We start from the raw sequence: 15,466 nt of genomic DNA, 5'->3' as shown, positions 1-15,466 counted from the left end.
GATCGAGCCGATCTGGTTGCGACGCCGACGGACCTGTCATGGCCACCCCACCATCGTGAGGTGGCCCGCGTTGCCCGAAGTCCTACTTGTAGAAGCGTTCCGGCCTGAACTGGGCGAAAAGAGGGTGGCGCTTGCCCGTGGCGATTTCGTCGGCAAGGAGTTCGCCTGCGATCAGCCCAAGGGTCGCGCCGCTATGGCTGAACGCGACGAAATACCCTGGGATGGAACGCAGTTCACCAAAGACGGGTTCGCCGTCGCCTGGGATCGGCTTCAGGCCGACACCGAAATCGTTCAGCTCCAGTTTTGGATGCCCCTCGAGAACCTTCGACGCCTCCTCAAGCAATCCGTCCAGAGTGCTTTGACGGATGTCGTAGCTGCCGTCTTCCTTGACGCCCACTTCTTCCTCGGACCATGCCGAGTCAAGTGCAAACGCACCGTCCGGCGTCGGCCTGATTGCGACACGAGGGGTGTTGAGGACCGCCTTTAGCGGGTGTTCAAGAGGCTTTGTGCGGACAAGCAGCGCGACCGGCGTCTGATCGCCGATGTGAATTCCCGCCTCTTGCACGATGGCAGGCACTTCTCCGCCCGCGGCAAGCAGAACCGCATCCGCCGGCCATGTCTTTCCGTCGGCGGTCCTTACGCCGATTGCCCGACCATTTTCGACCTCAACCGTCGCCCGTCCGGCACCCGTTTCGATCGTGCCGCCGAGCGACTGGAATTCCCCGGCAAGGACCGCGATCAGGGATGGCAGGTCGACCCAGCCTTCACCGGGATTGAAGATGGCGCCCTGCGGCGTGATCCGGGCGCCGTCGATGCCGGGAACGGTCGCGGCGACTGTGTCGGCGTCGACTGATATGGCGTGGTATCCGAGCTCGCGCTCATAGTCGAACACGGCGGCGATCTGATTGGCGCCGTCGTCGGCGTCCCAGGTCAGGCCGCCATCGAAGCGCAGCCATTTTGCGTCGGGATATTCGTGCGAGAGCGTCCGGTAGCGATCGATGCCGGCGAGGCGCAGCCGATGATAGGCGTCGGAGCGCATTCTCGATGAGTTCAGCCATGCCAGGGAGCGCCCGGAAGCCCCGTTGGCGAGAGGGCCGTCATTGATCAGCGTCGTCTTGATGCCGAGCCTGGCGAGATGAACCGCCGTCGACATTCCGAAAATACCGCCACCGACGACGATCACATTCTCTGGTTTCTTTCGTTCGCTCATCTTCATGGTCCTGGTTTGCATGATGGTTGTCAGGGTTGTTCGAAACGGCCGCAGTGCCCCGCGCGGAAAAGCGCGTCGATGACCTCCACGCCGCCGCTGGGCGGATCGCGCCCCTCATCGCTGGTGATGCGGCTGCCTGGGCTCAAAGTCTGGGGAGCGATCCTGGCGGTGCTGAGAATTCCCCAGCGGAGCGTCTTTTCCATTTGCAGATTTCCTTGCCGCTTTTCCCTCGATCACAGAACTTCCGCCAGGAAGCGGCGAAGCCGATCGCTTTTCGGGGCGTCGAAAATCTCCGTCGGCGATCCGACTTCGACGATGCGGCCTTCGTCCATGAAGACGACCTGGTCGGCCACCCGCCTGGCAAACCCCATCTCATGCGTGACGACCGCCATCGTCATCCCCTGCCGGCCGAGATCGGCCATCAGGTCGAGCACGCCCTTGACGAGTTCCGGATCGAGCGCGCTCGTGACCTCGTCGAAGAGAATGACTTCGGGATCCATGGCCAGAGCCCGGGCAATGGCCACGCGTTGCTGCTGGCCGCCGGACAGGCCGGCCGGACGATGATCCTTCCGGCCGATCAGGCCGACTTCGCCAAGCCTAGCCTCGCCGATACGCCGGGCCTCGCTGCGGGACATGCCCTTGATCTTGCGCAACGACAGCATGACGTTCTCAAGCGCGGTATGGTCGGGGAAGAGGTTGAAATGTTGAAACACCATGCCGACGCGCCGACGGAGCGCTTCCGGCTTCATGGTCAGGATGCTTTCGCCATCGAGAAGGATGTCGCCGCCCTTTGGCTCGACCAGCCTGTTCAGGCATCGCAGCAGCGTCGATTTCCCCGATCCGGAAGGCCCGATGATGCAGGTCACCGAACCTCGCGGGATTGCCAGGTCGACGCCCTTCAGCACGTCGAGGTGACCGTAGCTCATACTGAGGCCACGGATATCGAGCGAGCCGCCGGCAACCTTTTTGCCCGCTTCGGAAACGGCCGGCGGCGTCTTGGCCGCCTTCAGCTCGCTGACTTCCACGAGACCGCTCGCCGCGCCCGTCGAATGTCCCTGCTTGCCCATGCGAAGGCGTTGATCGATGTAGTTGACGAGGTGCGTCAATGGAACGGTGATGACGAGATAGAAGATGCCCGCAAGCAGGAGCGGAGAAAGATTGCCGGTGACGACGGCCTGATCCTGTCCGACGCGAAAGATCTCGCGTTCCGAGGCCAGAAGCCCGAGGAAGTAGACAAGGCTCGAATCCTTGACGTTGCCGATGAACTGGTTCACCAGGGCGGGAAGGACGCGCCTGATCCCCTGCGGAATGACGATCAGGCGCATTCCCTGGCCGTAGCTCATGCTCAGCGCCCGGCACGCTTCCATCTGTCCGCGCTCGACGCTTTGGATGCCCGCGCGAAAAATTTCGCCGATATAGGCGCCGGCGATCAGGCTCAGCGCAATGATGCCGAGCGGAAATGGAGACGGGCCGAACAGTTCGCGGCCGATACGGGCGAATCCCTGGCCGATGATCAGAATGGTCACGATCGCGGGCAGTCCGCGAAAGATATCCGTGTAGATGCGTGCGGGCAGTCGCAGCCAGCGGGATTGCGATATGCCCATGACCGCCAGGATCATGCCGATCACGACGCCTAAAATCGTCGAGGCTGCGGCCAGAATAAGCGTGTTCTTCAGGCCGACGGTGATCATGCTTGGCAGCACTTCCGCCATGGCGTCCCAATCGAGGAAGCTGCGGCGAAGATTTTCGAGCCAGTCCATCCAATTCCCCATGAGTTATCGCGCGGCGGTTGGCCGCGTCATCCTGCCTTATGCTCCGGCGGGACAGGTTTTCGGCCGCCCGCTTGCGCGGGCGGCTCTACCGGTCACTTCTTGGGAAGATACTGGTCCGGCATGGGCGAGCCGGGGAACCACTTTTCGTAGAGCGTTTTCCAGGTGCCGTCCTGCATGGCTTCGTGTAGCCCCTTGTTCAGAGCTTCCCGGAACGCATCGTTGCCCTTCCTTACGACGAAGCCGGCCGGGGCGTCGAATGACGGGATATTCACCGCGATCTTGAGGGTCGGATAGCGTTCGCCGTACTGCTTGGCGGCTTCGTAGTCGAGGAAGTGGGCATCCACCGTTCCATTGTTCAGAGCGGCTACGGCTGAATTGTTGTCAGGGAATTTGACGAGGTCGGTGCCGGTGAAGTTCTTGGTCGCATAGGCCTCCTGCAGCGTACCCTGCACGACGCCCAGACGCTTGCCTTTCAGTGTGGCGGCATCCTTTATGCTGCCATCGGCGGTCAGGACGGAGAGATAGCCGGCCAGATAGCCGTCAGAGAAATCGACGGTCTTCTTGCGCGCCTCGGTCGTGCCGATCGCGGCGACGGCAACGTCGAATCTCTGGTTGGCGACGGAGGGCAGCAGCGCGGAGAATTCCTGGCCGGTAAACGTCACCTTCTCCTTGGGGAAACCGATCCGCGAGGCCACATTCAGGAACAGTTCTATGTCGAACCCCGTGAACTGTCCGTCCGCGGTCGTAAATGTGTAGGGCTTCGCGTCCCCCATCGTTCCGACGCTGATCACGCCGGGATCGATGAGGCCATACGGATTGTCGGCGGCGATCGCCGATCCGGAGGCCGCGGCAAGGAGTAGGCATGCGGCAATGCCGGCCCGAACCGGGGTCGTGACGGCCGCCCATAGGCTCTGTTTAAACATTGTCATTCTCCGCTCTGAAAGTTGCTCTTATTGGCACTTCAATCGATTTTGATCGCCGACAGGAATCGGCGATTTCTGGTAAAGATACCGGTCTCATTTAAAAAGAGACCGGTCTCACATCGAATTTGATATAGGTCAATTGACGACCCGTCAATAACTCTTGTAGTCGTGGTGCATGAAAGATTTCGCCCCTTCGAAGCGGCCCGTTACCGTCGCAGACGTCGCCAAAAGCGCAAAAGTATCCAAAGCCACCGCGGCTCGCGTTCTGGGGGGCTATGGCACCGTCAGCGACAAGGTTCGAAGCCAGGTTACGGCTGCCGCAGCGGTGCTGGGGTACAGGCCGAACGAGCTTGCCCGGAGCATGACGACCGGCCGTTCGGGCACGATCGGCGTCGTCGTCGGCGACATCGAGAACGCCTTCTTCAGCCTGGCGGTCCGCGGCATCAGCGACGTCGCGCGAACCGCGGGCTTCAATGTCATCATCGCGAATTCAGGGGAAGAGCTTTCGGCGGAGAAGGCCGCCATCGACCTCCTCATCGGAAGACGCGTGGACGGTCTGATCGTGACCCCCTCCGATTGCGGTGCGTCTGAGCATCTCAGCGATGCAGTCGGCGTGGGGGTTCCGCTGATTCTGTTCGACCGTGCGATCCCGGCGCTGCAGGTCGATGCCGTGACGGGGGCAGACCGCGACGCGGCCATGATGGCGACCCGTCATCTCCAGAGTTTCGGACATCGGCATATTGCCTACGTCACCGCTCGGGAAGGCGAGGTCGGGGAATATTTCACCGACGAGAGCCAGCTTCCCGCGACTTCGGTCCTTCGCCGCGTCGAAGGATTTCTTGCCGCACAGTCGGCCAACGGCGTGCAGGATGCCCACCGCCTCGTTCGGCTGGGAGCCGTCGACCAGGACCATACGGACGCGGTCGTCGCTCACCTTCTCGGCGGCACGCCGAGGCCGAGCGCGATCATCGCCTCGGATAGCGTCGTCGGCCTCGAGGTGTTTCGCTCGCTGCAGACACGCGGTTTGTCGGTTCCCCGCGATATATCGATAATTTCATTCTTCAACGCAGACTGGACGACAGTCACCACGCCACCCATAACCGTGGTGGACCAGCCGGTATATGAGATGGGAAGACGCGCAGCGGAACGGCTGATCGCCCGGATCGACGGAGGGGCTGAAGCCAGCCAGCATTTTACCATTCAGACGACGTTGATTTCACGCGGCTCGGTCGGGCAGGCAAGCTGAGACCATCCGGCGGGTTGCGGCTTCGCTCAACCGGCACCGGGTTCCCGCTTTTGCCGTGGCCATGGCCTATGCCAACTTGGGGGTCAGCATCTCGAACCTGTCGCGGATCGTCGAACAGGTATCGCCGCCCAGCCGCGCGATGGAGTCGATGATGTTTGGATCGACATGCAAGCCCTCGTCCACCGCGCCTTCATGATAATGCGCAAAGACGATCTCGCCCATGATGATCTGGCGCGATTTGCCCAGCTCCAGCGTGATATGCCTGCGGCATTCGAATGCGGCGGGGGCCTCCTTTATCCAGGGTGACGCAACCATTTTTCCGGGCAGGGCCGTCAGGCCCGCCTCCGCCATCTCGTCGACGCCTCTCGGGTATTTCGCGCCGCAGACGTGCATTGCCTCGGCTATGGCATGCGAGACGATATTGACGGTGAAGACCTCCGTCATCCGGATGTTGTGACCGGTATCCTTGAAGGACATGTCCGGCTTGTTTTCGACTCCGATCGCCACGATCGGCGGATCGGCGGAAAGGCAGTTGAAGAAGCTGAAAGGAGCCGCGTTGTATCGGCCGTGTTCATCGACCGTCGTCACCAGCGCGATCGGCCGCGGGATGATCGTGCCGATCATCAGCTTATAGCGTTCATGCGCGGTAAGCCTGGTGAAATCGAAGGCGGTCCTGTCGCTCGGAGCGGCTCGGTTCTCATTCATATGGATAGCGTTGTTGTTCATTTGACACCAAAAACTGCTTCGTCGCCGCTCAGGGATTCAAATCCGCTGGCGGTCAGTACGCATGGCATGCTGGCGCCGACGCAACCGACGCCATCCTCGTAGAGGCAGGGGGTCACATGGAAGCACATGCCTTCCTCGAGAACGGCATCGAAATCGCGGCGGATCGCCATGACGTCGTCCTCGCCCCAGCCAGGCGGAAACGAGCCGCCGATGCTGTAGGCCGGGCGCGTGACCATCCATTCGGCAAAGCCACGGCGTTCGATCACGCCTTCGAACAGACGGGCGGCTTCGTGCGCCGTCATTCCGGGGCGAACATGGGCGAAGCCTTCGTCGAGGGCTTCCTTGCACACATCGAACATGCGGCGAACCCGGTCGGACGGCGCTCCGATCGAGTAGAAGCGGAAGATCGGCGTATGATAGTCGAAGACGGAGGCGGCAGGCTCGATATTGACCAGTTCCCCGCGCGCAATGGGTGCCCCGCACCAGGTGACATGGGCGCGAGCCGTGCGCGGGCCTGCGCAGACATTCGCCATCTTTGCCGGCCGGTGGCTGCCGTTGGCGAGCATGCTGTTGGTGACGACTGCAGCAAGCTGCGCATCGGTCATTCCTTCATGCAGTGCCTCGAAGCCATCCCGGCACGATTGCGCGGCGATCTGGCCTGCGCGCCGCAGAAGTTCGATTTCGGCGGGGCTTTTGACGCGGCGCAGCTGTTCGACAAGCCCGGAAGCGTTGAGGATAGCCCCATTCTTCGGACCAACGAAGCCGCGCAGAGCCGTCTGCACGGTCCCGTATTCGACCGCGATGACGGCTTTGCCGGGCACGAAATCGGCGAGCGTGCGATCGAGGACGGTCGAATAGTCCTGGCCGTCCCGCACGCCGACGCCTTCATCCGCCCAGATCTTGCCCTTGAGGGCCCTGATATTGCTGAGTTCCGTCAGGCGCATCACCCAGATCGCCTTGCCGTCGGCTCGAACGATCAGGGAGGTTGCGCCATGGGCGAGCGATCCGAACCCGGTGAGGTAATACATATTCTCGGTCGAGTTCAGCACACAGGCATCGATGCCATGCTCGGCCATGAGTTTTCGCAGCGCGTCCCTGCGTGCCAGGTACTCATTCGGTTGGAAAGGCAAGCGGTCGAAGTCGGTCGGCATGTTTCTGCTCGCTGTTGGATGGTCGATCTGATGGCGGCCGGCGTCAGGCCGGCAGTCCTCGGCGTTGCATCAGTCGCTTTTCTTGACGTTCCAGAACACCGGAACATCCTGCGTCGTCAGCACACCGGAAAGCTTGTTCGAATACGCCACGAAGGTATTCCACTGGCCGAGCGGGATGTGATGCCCGGTTTCGAAGGCGCGTTTGGAATATTCCGCCGCGACGGCCTTCTGTGCGTCGATGCCGTCGGCAAGGGCCCATTTCAGGCGCAGATCTTCAAGCGTCTTGTCGCAAGGCCAGCCGAAAATGCCCTTCTCGCAGGCGGCGGAGAAGGTGATGCTCCAGACCGGATTGGCGACGACCTGTCCGCCGACATAGGAATGAAGGAGGTTCCAGCCGCCCTTGTCCGTCGGCTCGGTGGAGTTCCGGCGCTTCAACACGGTCGCCCAGTCCATGGCCTGCACGTCGACCGTCAGGCCGATATCGCGCATTGCCTGCACCGTCACGACCGTTTCCGGATGCACGATGCTCTCGTCGGTCGGGTCGAGGATCACGATCGGCTTGGAAAAGTCCCAGCCGGCTTCCTTGAAAAGCGCCTTGGCCTTCTCGGGATCGGGCGCCTTGAGGGAATCGAGCCCGGCCTCGGTCTCCATCGGGCTGCCGCATATGAAGAAGGAGGCACAGGTCTTGTAGTAATCCGGATTGCCGTTGACCGCCTGGAGGTAGGCCTGCTGGTTGGTCAGGTAGAACATCGCCTGCCGGGCTTTCGGATTGTCGAAGGGCGGCTGCGTGTGGTTGAAGAAAAGCGTGCCCTGCGTGCCGGTCTCGTTGATGACCTGGGTTTTCAGGTTGCCGGCGGCTTCGATGATCGGAAGAAGATCCAGCGAAGGGTTCTGCCAAAAATCGATCTCGCCGCTCATCAGGGCTGACAGGGCCGTCTGCTGATCCTTGATGATATCCCATTCGACCCGGTCGAACTGCGCGACCTTGCCGCCGGCCAGGCCGCTGGCGGGTTCCGGCCTGGGAACATAGTCGGCGAACTTCTCGTAGACGATCTTGCTGCCGGGGATCCACTGGGCCTTGTCGAACTTGTAGGGGCCTGAGCCAATATATTCGGTGATTTCCTTGTAGGGATCGGTCTCGGCGATGCGCTTCGGCATCATGAAGGGGACGTTCGAGGCCACCTTGCTCAGAGATTCCAGGACGATGCCGTAGGGCTCCTTGAATTCCAGCTCGAAGGTCTTGTCGTCGATGACCCGCATTTCCTTCAGCTCGCGCGCCATCAGCTGCCCGGCGGCATCGCGCGCCTGCCAGCGCTTCAGCGACGCGACGCAATCCTCGGCCTTGACCGGCTGGCCGTCATGCCATTTCAGCCCGTCGCGCAGCGTGAAGCGATACGTCTTCTTATCCGCCGATAGCTGCATGTCCTGGACCATTTCGGGCTGCGGCTTGAAATGTTCATCGAGCGCGTAGAGCGTGTCGTAAATCATGAAGCCGTGCATCTTCACGATATCGGCCGTCGACCCCATGGGATCGAGAACCTGAAGGTCGGCGCTTGGAACGATCCGGAGTGTGGTTTCCGCCCAGGCGGCACCGGCGCCGAGGCTTGACAGCAGGAATGCCGAGGCAAGCAAAGTCCTGCATGAGGCCTTTATCGAGTTGATCATTGTCATTCCCCTTTTTGTTCAGGTCGTTTTCTCAGGCCGGAAGCTTCTGCTCCGCCCTGCCGGGTATCGAGGCAAGAAGTTCGCGCGTGTATCGATGCGCGGGAGCGGCAAAGATGGAGGAGACGGATCCCTGCTCGACGATTTCGCCGCGATGCATCACGATCAGCCGATCGCAGATCTGGGCCGCCACCCGCAGATCATGGGTGATGAAAAGGATCGCCAGATCGAAGCGCTTCTGGATATCGTCGATCAGGCGCAGGACCTGCGCCTGAACGGAGACATCGAGCGCCGACACCGCCTCGTCCGCCACCAGAATGTCGGGTTCCATGGCAAGCGCCCGCGCAATCGAAATACGCTGCCGCTGGCCTCCGGAGAACTGATGCGGAAAGCGATCCACCGCGTGCGGCTCCAGCCCGACGAGCTGCATGAGTTCGCGTGCGCGATCCAGCGCTTCGGCCTGGCTTCGTCCGAAGTTCATCGGCCCCTCGATGATCGATTGGCCGACAGTGCGCCGCGGGTTGAGCGACCTGTACGGATCCTGGAAGATCATCTGCATGCGCTGACGCAAAGTGCGGTCGCCCTGGACCTGCGGCAATTCCACGGTGCCGGATGAAGGCTCGATCAACTGCATGATGCAACGCGCAAGCGTCGACTTGCCGGAGCCGGATTCGCCGATGATGCCGAGCGTTTCCCCGCGTCGAACGGAAAGGGAGGCTCCCTGAAGGGCATGGACGGTTCGGGCTTTGCGAAACAGGCCGCCGCTTCGATATGTCTTCGTGAGCGCCTCGGCCTTGAGAGCGACGGCGCCGGTGACGACATGCCCGTTTCGCTTCGGTTCGAGCGTGGGAACCGAGGCAATCAGCATGCGCGTATAGTCGGAGGCCGGCGCATCGAGCACCTGGTTGACCGCGCCCTGCTCGATCATCTTGCCGGCTCTCATGACAACCACACGGTCGGCGATTTCGCGGACGACGCCGATGTCGTGCGTGATGAACAGCACACCCATGCCGCGCTGGCGCTGAAGGTCGCGGATTTGCGCCAGAATTTGCGCCTGCGTCGTCACGTCGAGCGCCGTCGTCGGTTCGTCCGCGATCAGCAATTTCGGTTGGAGGATCAATGCGGCTGCGATGAGAACGCGCTGCCGCTGGCCGCCGGAGAGCTGATGCGGAAAGGCGTGATACAGGCTTTCCGGCTCCGGCAGGTGAACTTCCGCCATGGCGGCCAGAACCTTCTCGAAGCGTTCCCTGGACGATAGCGACAGATGGGTCCTCAGAACCTCGTCGATTTGCTTGCCCACGCTCTGAACGGGATTGAGCGCCGTCGTCGGCTCCTGAAAGATCATGCCGATGCTGCGCCCGCGCAGCTCCCGCATTTCGGCGGGAGTTGCCCTGGTGATGTCCTCGCCTTCGAACAGGATGCGTCCGGCGGGCTTCGGGAAGACCTTCGGCAACAGCCCCATGATGGATTGTGCCGTCACCGACTTTCCGGACCCCGACTCTCCAACGACGCAGACGATTTCGCCGGCGGCGACCGAGAAGGAGACGTGATCGACGGCAAAGCCGCGATCGCCGCTGCCGGGAAGGGAAATGGCGAGGTTTTCGACCTCGATGACTGGTGGGGTCATTTTCATCGAAATTCCCTCACATCCGTTTTGCGATCCGGGGATCGAGCGTATCGCGCAGCCCATCTCCGAGCAGGTTGATACCAAGCACCGTGAGAGCCAGGAAAAGGCTCGGCAGGAAGACCAGGCGGGGAGCGACCTGGAAAAAGGTGCGGCCTTCGGAAATCATGTTGCCCCAGCTTGGAATTTCCGGCGGCGATCCCGTCCCGAGGAAACTCAGTCCCGCCTCGATCAGAATGGCCGAGGCGCAAATGTAGGTGCCGAGCACCATCAAGGGTGCGTAGGCGCTGGGCAGGATATGGCGCACGAGGATCTTCGGGGTCGGCGTGCCGACGGAGATGGCCGCCTCGATGAACGGCTCCTCGCGCACGGTCAACACGACGCTGCGGACCAGCCGGACGACGCGCGGGATCTCGGGGATCGTCAGCGCGGCGACGACGCTTGCGATGCCGGCGTGGGTCAGCGAGACGAGAGCGATGGCCAGCAGGAATGTGGGAATTGCCATCAGGCCATCCATGATGCGCATCACCACGGCGTCCACCCAGCGGAAATAGCCCGTCACCAACCCGATCGTGACGCCGGCAGTCAGCGCCACCGTCGCGACGCAAAGCCCGATGAGGATCGAGCTGCGCGCACCGTAGACCGCACGGCTGTAGACGTCGCGCCCGAACAGGTCCGTTCCGAACCAGGCGAGGGCTGAGGGCGGCTTCAGCCTCATGCCCGGCGCGATCCGCGTGGGATCGACGGTTCCGAGGAGGGGAGCAAGGATCGCGGCGATGACGATCGCCGCAACGAGCAATCCGCCGATGAGGATGGACGGATGGGATAGAGGCGCCGGAAGCCAGGGCTTTCGGGAGACCGGGGCGACGGAAGACGAAGCAGGGCTGTTCATCAGTAGCGTACTCGCGGGTCGAGGAAGGCATAGCCGATATCGATCGCCAGATTGACGAGGACATAGACGCCGGAAAATACGAGGATGACCCCCTGGATGACGGGATAGTCGCGCTTCAATATCGCATCCACGACAAGGCGGCCGACACCGGGAATGTTGAAGACAGTCTCGATCACCACCACGCCGCTGATCAGAAGCGCAACGCCGATGCCGATGACGGTCAGGATCGGTATTGCCGAGTTGCGCAGGGCGTGCCGTGTCACGACGATCCGTTCCTTCACACCCTTGGCCCGCGCGGTTCGGATGAAATCCTCACCCATCATTTCCAGAACGCTTGCGCGCGTGATGCGTGCGATCAGCACGAGATAGGCAAGACCCAGCGTCATGGTGGGCAGCGCGATATTGGAGAGGAAAGGGAAGATCCCCTGCCGGATGCTGGTGAACCCCTGCACCGGCAACACATGCAGCTGCAGCGAGAAGACATAGATGAGGCAGTAGCCCAGCACGAAGACCGGGATCGAAAACCCGAGGACGGAGATGAGCATCAACGCCCGATCCAGCCAGCTTCCAGCCGTGGCACCGGCTATCGTGCCGAGAGGAACCGCAATCAGGATCGAAAAGAAGATCGTCGTCAGGGCAAGCGAGGCCGTGGGTTCGAGGCGCTGCAAGATAAGATCGGTGACGGGAATGTTCGAGAAGATCGACACGCCAAGATCACCGCGCAAAAGCGAGCCGACCCAAAGGATAAACTGGGTCAACAGTGGCTGGTCCAGTCCGAGGGTCGCGCGGATTCTCTCGATCGTCGCTGCATCGGCGTTGTCGCCCGCGATGACGACGGCGGGATCTCCCGGGCTGAGTCGCAACAGCAGAAAAACGACGATGGAGACGATCAGAATCACTGGAATCAGGCTCAGGATTCTCTTGGCGATGAACGATAGCATGCAATAGTTCCCGCTTCTTCTGATTTATTATTGTATGCAATTTGTGTTATTTTATGCATGCAATCTCTGTTTCGTAAAGTGCCATTCGCAGTTCCGCGAAAATAAAGCGGCAAATACCAACCGAAACGGCGGGTCAAAAAAGGCTGGACACACACAATGGTCGTATGCAATTCGAGGAGGAGCCCAGAGGTTGGAGATCCGGAATGGCAGACAAAGCGAGCGATGCTGGCGGTGGCCGCTCCCAGGCTGTTCACCGCGCGTTGAAGCGAGCGATTATCGACCAGGCATTGCCGCCGGGGTCGAAGTTGCCGGAAGATTCGATCGGTGAGCGAATGGGTGTCAGCCGGACCCTCGTCCGCGAAGCGCTGGTTCGCCTGAGCCAGGAAGGGCTGGTCGAGTTGCGCCCGAACAAGGGAGCGGCGGTTGCCCGGCCCAGCCTGGAGGAGGGCCGCGATCTGTTCCTGACGCGCATGGCGCTGGAACGGCTGGTGGTGGAAACGCTTTCAGGCAATTTGACGCGGGATCAAATCGACACGCTTTCGGCTCACATAGAGGCAGAGGATTCCGCCCGAGCGCAGCATGCCACATCGATCCGCCTGGCGGGTGAATTCCACACGCTTCTTGCGCAGATGACGAACAATTCCAGCCTCATTCGTTACGTGAACGAACTGGTCGGGCGCAGTTCGCTGATCCTTGCGCTTTACGGAAGACCGCATTCCTCCGAGTGTGCGGTATCGGAGCATCGGGATCTGCTGGACAAGCTGATTGCCGGCGACACGGCCGAGGCAACCGCTCTCATGACCCATCATCTCGATTCCATAACCACCCGCGCCGTCCTGCCCAAACAGGATGATATCAGGGATGTGCTTTCCGCCTATGCCACGGCGGAAGGTCTGGGTTAGGCAATGGTGCAGTCCGGGTGGGCGCTTTGCCGATGCCCGCCGGTCGACGGCGGAGTTCGGCCATTCGCGCACGCCGCCACGGTCCGATCCGTCATCGCAGCGGGCCGATGTCGAGACGGCGATTAAGCCGGGCTGACCGTTCCTAGTCGTGCGTCGTCCTGAAATAGGGCTCCAGAAACCGGCTGTAGCTGCCCATCAATGCGCTGAAGGCGAAATAGACGGCGGCTGCGAAGAGGTAGCCCTCCAGGACCGCAATGCCTTGCCAGGCAGGGTCGCGCATCGCAGACCGCACCGTATCGAGAAAATCGAGAAGACCGACGATGGTCACAAGCGTCGTGTCCTGGAAAAAGCCGATGAACAGGCCGACCAGCGGCGGGATGACTTTCTTCATGGCTTGTGGAAGTACGATCTTGTACATGACCAGCCAATAATGCAGACCCAGGGACGATCCGGCCTCGCTCTGCCCCCTCGGTATATCCTGCAGGCCGCCACGGACGATTTCGGCGATATAGGCGGCCGCGAAAATGATGATCGCAACCTGCGCCCGGACCAGTTTGTCGATCGTGATGCCGTCCGGCATGAACAGGGGCAGCATCACCGTGGCCATGAACAGGATGCTGATCAGCGGAACGCCGCGCACGATCTCGATGAAACTGATCGCGAGGATGCGGATGATCGGCAGATCGGATATGCGGGAGAGCGCCAGGAGGATTCCCAAGGGCAGAGCGCAGGCCAGCCCGACGAAGGAGAGCAGGAACGAGAGCGGCAGGCCTCCCCATTGGCTGGTCGGCACGGGCATCAGGCCGAAAAAACCTCCTGCCATGAGAATATAAAGCACCGGCATCAGCACCAGTAACCACGCGCCAAGCAGGGCCCGCCCCCATAGCCGCGGCAGCATCGACACCAGGGCGGCGCCGACGAACAGGATCAATGCCAGAAGCGGCCGCCACTGCTCTTCAAAGGGATAGAAACCGAACAGCATATAGCGCAGCTTGGCGGCAAGAAACGGCCAGCACGCACCCGCGGCGCTTTTGCAGTCGGCCGGCGTTCCGGCGAATGTGGCGTTTACAAGCAGCCAATCGATCACCAGCCTTCCCAGTGTGAACAAGGCGCCGGCGCAGACAAGCGTAACCACGGTGTTGCTGGGTGTCCCGAACCATGTCCGTATCCACTGGGCCTGCCGTCTGGGTGGCCGTTCCGATGCAACGGCAGTCAATTGCAGATCCATATCGGCCATCGTCAGCGCTCCCTCAACGCGATGCGGGCATTGGACCAATTCATGAGAAGTGAGATCACAATGGAAAGGCCGAGATATACCGCCATGAACACCGCTATCGTTTCCATGGCCTGTCCGGTTTGGTTCATGATGGTATTCGACACCATGACAAGATCGGGATAGCCGATAGCGATCGCCAGCGAGCTATTCTTGAAGACGGTCAGATATATGTTCGTGAGCGGCGGGATCATGATCCGCAACGCCTGCGGCAACACGACCAAACGCATTGCACGGCCGCGTGAAAGGCCCAGCGCCATCGAGGCTTCCCATTGCCCCTTGCCGATGGCTTGAATTCCGGCCCGTACGATCTCGGCTACGTTTGCCGACACGTTGAGCGCGAGGCCGAAGAGAAGCGCCACGAATTCAGGCCGGATCTGCAGGCCGCCGCTCAGGCGGAAGCGACCTGGCTGGGGATTGTCCCAGCTCAAGTTGACTCCGTATACAAGCCAGACCAGCAGGAGCGGAGCGACGGCAACGGCAACGGCAATTGTGCCGCCATAATTGGGTTGTCCGTGAGCGAGACGGCGATGCAATGCAATACGATGGACGAGAACGGCTGCCATCAGCCCGATGACAATCGCAGCCAATGGAAGAGCAAAGCCATCCACAGCCGAGACGGCGGGAACGGCAAGCCCGCTGTTGGAAAGATAGACATGCGGAGCTATTTCCAGCGCCGCACGAACCGGTGGTAACACGTTTATGACCAACGCATACCAGAAGAGCAGATACAGCAACAAAGGAACGTTGCGCAGCAGCTCGACATAGACAAGCATCAAGCGCTGCAGCAATGGATTGCGCGACATTCGCCCGATACCAACGAGCAAGCCGATGAAGGTGCCGAATAGTGCCGATAACAGCGAGACTTTCACGGTATTGGCGATGCCGACCAGCAAGGCACGCGCGACAGTGTCGCTCGGCTGGTAGTCGATCGCCGCTTCGCTGATGACGAAGCCTGCCTGTCTTGACAGATAGCCGAAGCCCGTCGCGATATCCTGCTTGGCCAAATTCTGGCTCGCCGTCGTGAACATGGACCAGGCGAGTGCGGCGACGAGCGCGACCACCAGGCACTGATAGAACAGCGCGCGATACCGCACGTCATGAAGCAAGGTCATGCATTCTTCCGAAAATTCGAGGGCCAGGG

14 protein-coding genes are annotated in these 15,466 nt (G+C 61.2%); 2 read left to right on the top strand and 12 right to left on the bottom strand.

Annotation, left to right across the window (positions count from 1 at the left end):
- Positions 1-82: 82 nt before the first annotated feature.
- From ACQZ6J_RS23370 to ACQZ6J_RS23355, 4 genes are all read right to left on the bottom strand, one after another.
- Positions 83-1,210, bottom strand: coding sequence for an NAD(P)/FAD-dependent oxidoreductase (locus ACQZ6J_RS23370; protein ID WP_449085797.1), 1,128 nt, complete (start codon positions 1,208-1,210; stop codon positions 83-85).
- 29 nt (positions 1,211-1,239) lie between these two features.
- On the bottom strand, positions 1,240-1,413 hold the full coding sequence (locus ACQZ6J_RS23365) for a hypothetical protein (protein ID WP_449085796.1): 174 nt from the start codon (positions 1,411-1,413) through the stop codon (positions 1,240-1,242).
- A gap of 30 nt (positions 1,414-1,443) precedes the next feature.
- The gene (locus ACQZ6J_RS23360; protein ID WP_449085795.1) at positions 1,444-2,970 is read right to left on the bottom strand and encodes an amino acid ABC transporter permease/ATP-binding protein; all 1,527 of its coding nucleotides are present in this window, start codon (positions 2,968-2,970) and stop codon (positions 1,444-1,446) included.
- Between the two features lie 104 nt (positions 2,971-3,074).
- Positions 3,075-3,905 (bottom strand): ABC transporter substrate-binding protein, encoded by an 831-nt coding sequence (locus tag ACQZ6J_RS23355; protein ID WP_432444388.1) that lies wholly within the window; start codon positions 3,903-3,905, stop codon positions 3,075-3,077.
- Positions 3,906-4,080: 175 nt separating this feature from the next.
- Between ACQZ6J_RS23355 and ACQZ6J_RS23350 the strand changes: the two genes are divergently transcribed.
- Positions 4,081-5,151, top strand: a complete 1,071-nt coding sequence (locus tag ACQZ6J_RS23350) for a LacI family DNA-binding transcriptional regulator (RefSeq protein WP_449085794.1) — start codon at positions 4,081-4,083, stop codon at positions 5,149-5,151.
- Positions 5,152-5,217: 66 nt separating this feature from the next.
- Here the strand turns inward: ACQZ6J_RS23350 and ACQZ6J_RS23345 are convergent, their stop codons facing one another.
- From ACQZ6J_RS23345 to ACQZ6J_RS23320, 6 genes are all read right to left on the bottom strand, one after another.
- Complete coding sequence (locus ACQZ6J_RS23345) at positions 5,218-5,856, bottom strand: flavin reductase family protein (RefSeq protein ID WP_163989208.1); 639 nt, start codon at positions 5,854-5,856, stop codon at positions 5,218-5,220.
- 17 nt (positions 5,857-5,873) lie between these two features.
- Positions 5,874-7,028 carry a M24 family metallopeptidase gene (locus ACQZ6J_RS23340; RefSeq protein ID WP_449085793.1) on the bottom strand — a complete coding sequence of 385 codons (1,155 nt, stop codon included), beginning with the start codon at positions 7,026-7,028 and terminating at the stop codon, positions 5,874-5,876.
- Positions 7,029-7,097: 69 nt separating this feature from the next.
- Positions 7,098-8,693 carry an ABC transporter substrate-binding protein gene (locus ACQZ6J_RS23335; protein WP_449085792.1) on the bottom strand — a complete coding sequence of 532 codons (1,596 nt, stop codon included), beginning with the start codon at positions 8,691-8,693 and terminating at the stop codon, positions 7,098-7,100.
- 31 nt (positions 8,694-8,724) lie between these two features.
- Complete coding sequence (locus ACQZ6J_RS23330) at positions 8,725-10,317, bottom strand: ABC transporter ATP-binding protein (protein ID WP_449085791.1); 1,593 nt, start codon at positions 10,315-10,317, stop codon at positions 8,725-8,727.
- A 16-nt stretch (positions 10,318-10,333) separates the two neighbouring features.
- On the bottom strand, positions 10,334-11,206 hold the full coding sequence (locus ACQZ6J_RS23325; RefSeq protein ID WP_449085790.1) for an ABC transporter permease: 873 nt from the start codon (positions 11,204-11,206) through the stop codon (positions 10,334-10,336).
- Positions 11,206-12,147, bottom strand: coding sequence for an ABC transporter permease (locus tag ACQZ6J_RS23320; protein WP_163989217.1), 942 nt, complete (start codon positions 12,145-12,147; stop codon positions 11,206-11,208). The genes ACQZ6J_RS23325 and ACQZ6J_RS23320 overlap by 1 nt, the downstream gene beginning before the upstream one ends.
- Positions 12,148-12,350: 203 nt before the next feature.
- Between ACQZ6J_RS23320 and ACQZ6J_RS23315 the strand changes: the two genes are divergently transcribed.
- Positions 12,351-13,049, top strand: a complete 699-nt coding sequence (locus tag ACQZ6J_RS23315; RefSeq protein ID WP_163989219.1) for a GntR family transcriptional regulator — start codon at positions 12,351-12,353, stop codon at positions 13,047-13,049.
- Between the two features lie 142 nt (positions 13,050-13,191).
- Here ACQZ6J_RS23315 and ACQZ6J_RS23310 read toward each other — a convergent pair whose 3' ends face one another.
- Together ACQZ6J_RS23310 and ACQZ6J_RS23305 are read right to left on the bottom strand one after the other, a co-directional pair.
- The gene (locus tag ACQZ6J_RS23310; RefSeq protein ID WP_449085789.1) at positions 13,192-14,286 is read right to left on the bottom strand and encodes an amino acid ABC transporter permease; all 1,095 of its coding nucleotides are present in this window, start codon (positions 14,284-14,286) and stop codon (positions 13,192-13,194) included.
- A 2-nt stretch (positions 14,287-14,288) separates the two neighbouring features.
- Entirely contained in the window at positions 14,289-15,437 is a 1,149-nt protein-coding gene (locus ACQZ6J_RS23305) for an amino acid ABC transporter permease (RefSeq protein WP_449085788.1), read from the bottom strand.
- Positions 15,438-15,466: the final 29 nt, after the last annotated feature.

The organism is Rhizobium sp. A37_96, assembly GCF_053521765.1.
Note: the sequence above shows the minus strand (reverse complement) of the source record. Positions and strands in the feature narration are given on the sequence as shown.

What these genes read in the sequence shown, in the direction of transcription:
- ACQZ6J_RS23320 (WP_163989217.1), bottom strand. Translation starts at nt 12,147, where the DNA reads ATGCTATCGTTCATCGCCAAGAGAATCCTGAGCCTGATTCCAGTGATT.
- ACQZ6J_RS23370 (WP_449085797.1), bottom strand. Translation starts at nt 1,210, where the DNA reads ATGAGCGAACGAAAGAAACCAGAGAATGTGATCGTCGTCGGTGGCGGT.
- ACQZ6J_RS23335 (WP_449085792.1), bottom strand. Translation starts at nt 8,693, where the DNA reads ATGATCAACTCGATAAAGGCCTCATGCAGGACTTTGCTTGCCTCGGCA.
- ACQZ6J_RS23310 (WP_449085789.1), bottom strand. Translation starts at nt 14,286, where the DNA reads ATGGCCGATATGGATCTGCAATTGACTGCCGTTGCATCGGAACGGCCA.
- ACQZ6J_RS23365 (WP_449085796.1), bottom strand. Translation starts at nt 1,413, where the DNA reads ATGGAAAAGACGCTCCGCTGGGGAATTCTCAGCACCGCCAGGATCGCT.
- ACQZ6J_RS23345 (WP_163989208.1), bottom strand. Translation starts at nt 5,856, where the DNA reads ATGAATGAGAACCGAGCCGCTCCGAGCGACAGGACCGCCTTCGATTTC.
- ACQZ6J_RS23315 (WP_163989219.1), top strand. Translation starts at nt 12,351, where the DNA reads ATGGCAGACAAAGCGAGCGATGCTGGCGGTGGCCGCTCCCAGGCTGTT.
- ACQZ6J_RS23325 (WP_449085790.1), bottom strand. Translation starts at nt 11,206, where the DNA reads ATGAACAGCCCTGCTTCGTCTTCCGTCGCCCCGGTCTCCCGAAAGCCC.
- ACQZ6J_RS23330 (WP_449085791.1), bottom strand. Translation starts at nt 10,317, where the DNA reads ATGACCCCACCAGTCATCGAGGTCGAAAACCTCGCCATTTCCCTTCCC.
- ACQZ6J_RS23360 (WP_449085795.1), bottom strand. Translation starts at nt 2,970, where the DNA reads ATGGACTGGCTCGAAAATCTTCGCCGCAGCTTCCTCGATTGGGACGCC.
- ACQZ6J_RS23305 (WP_449085788.1), bottom strand. Translation starts at nt 15,437, where the DNA reads ATGACCTTGCTTCATGACGTGCGGTATCGCGCGCTGTTCTATCAGTGC.
- ACQZ6J_RS23340 (WP_449085793.1), bottom strand. Translation starts at nt 7,028, where the DNA reads ATGCCGACCGACTTCGACCGCTTGCCTTTCCAACCGAATGAGTACCTG.
- ACQZ6J_RS23350 (WP_449085794.1), top strand. Translation starts at nt 4,081, where the DNA reads ATGAAAGATTTCGCCCCTTCGAAGCGGCCCGTTACCGTCGCAGACGTC.
- ACQZ6J_RS23355 (WP_432444388.1), bottom strand. Translation starts at nt 3,905, where the DNA reads ATGTTTAAACAGAGCCTATGGGCGGCCGTCACGACCCCGGTTCGGGCC.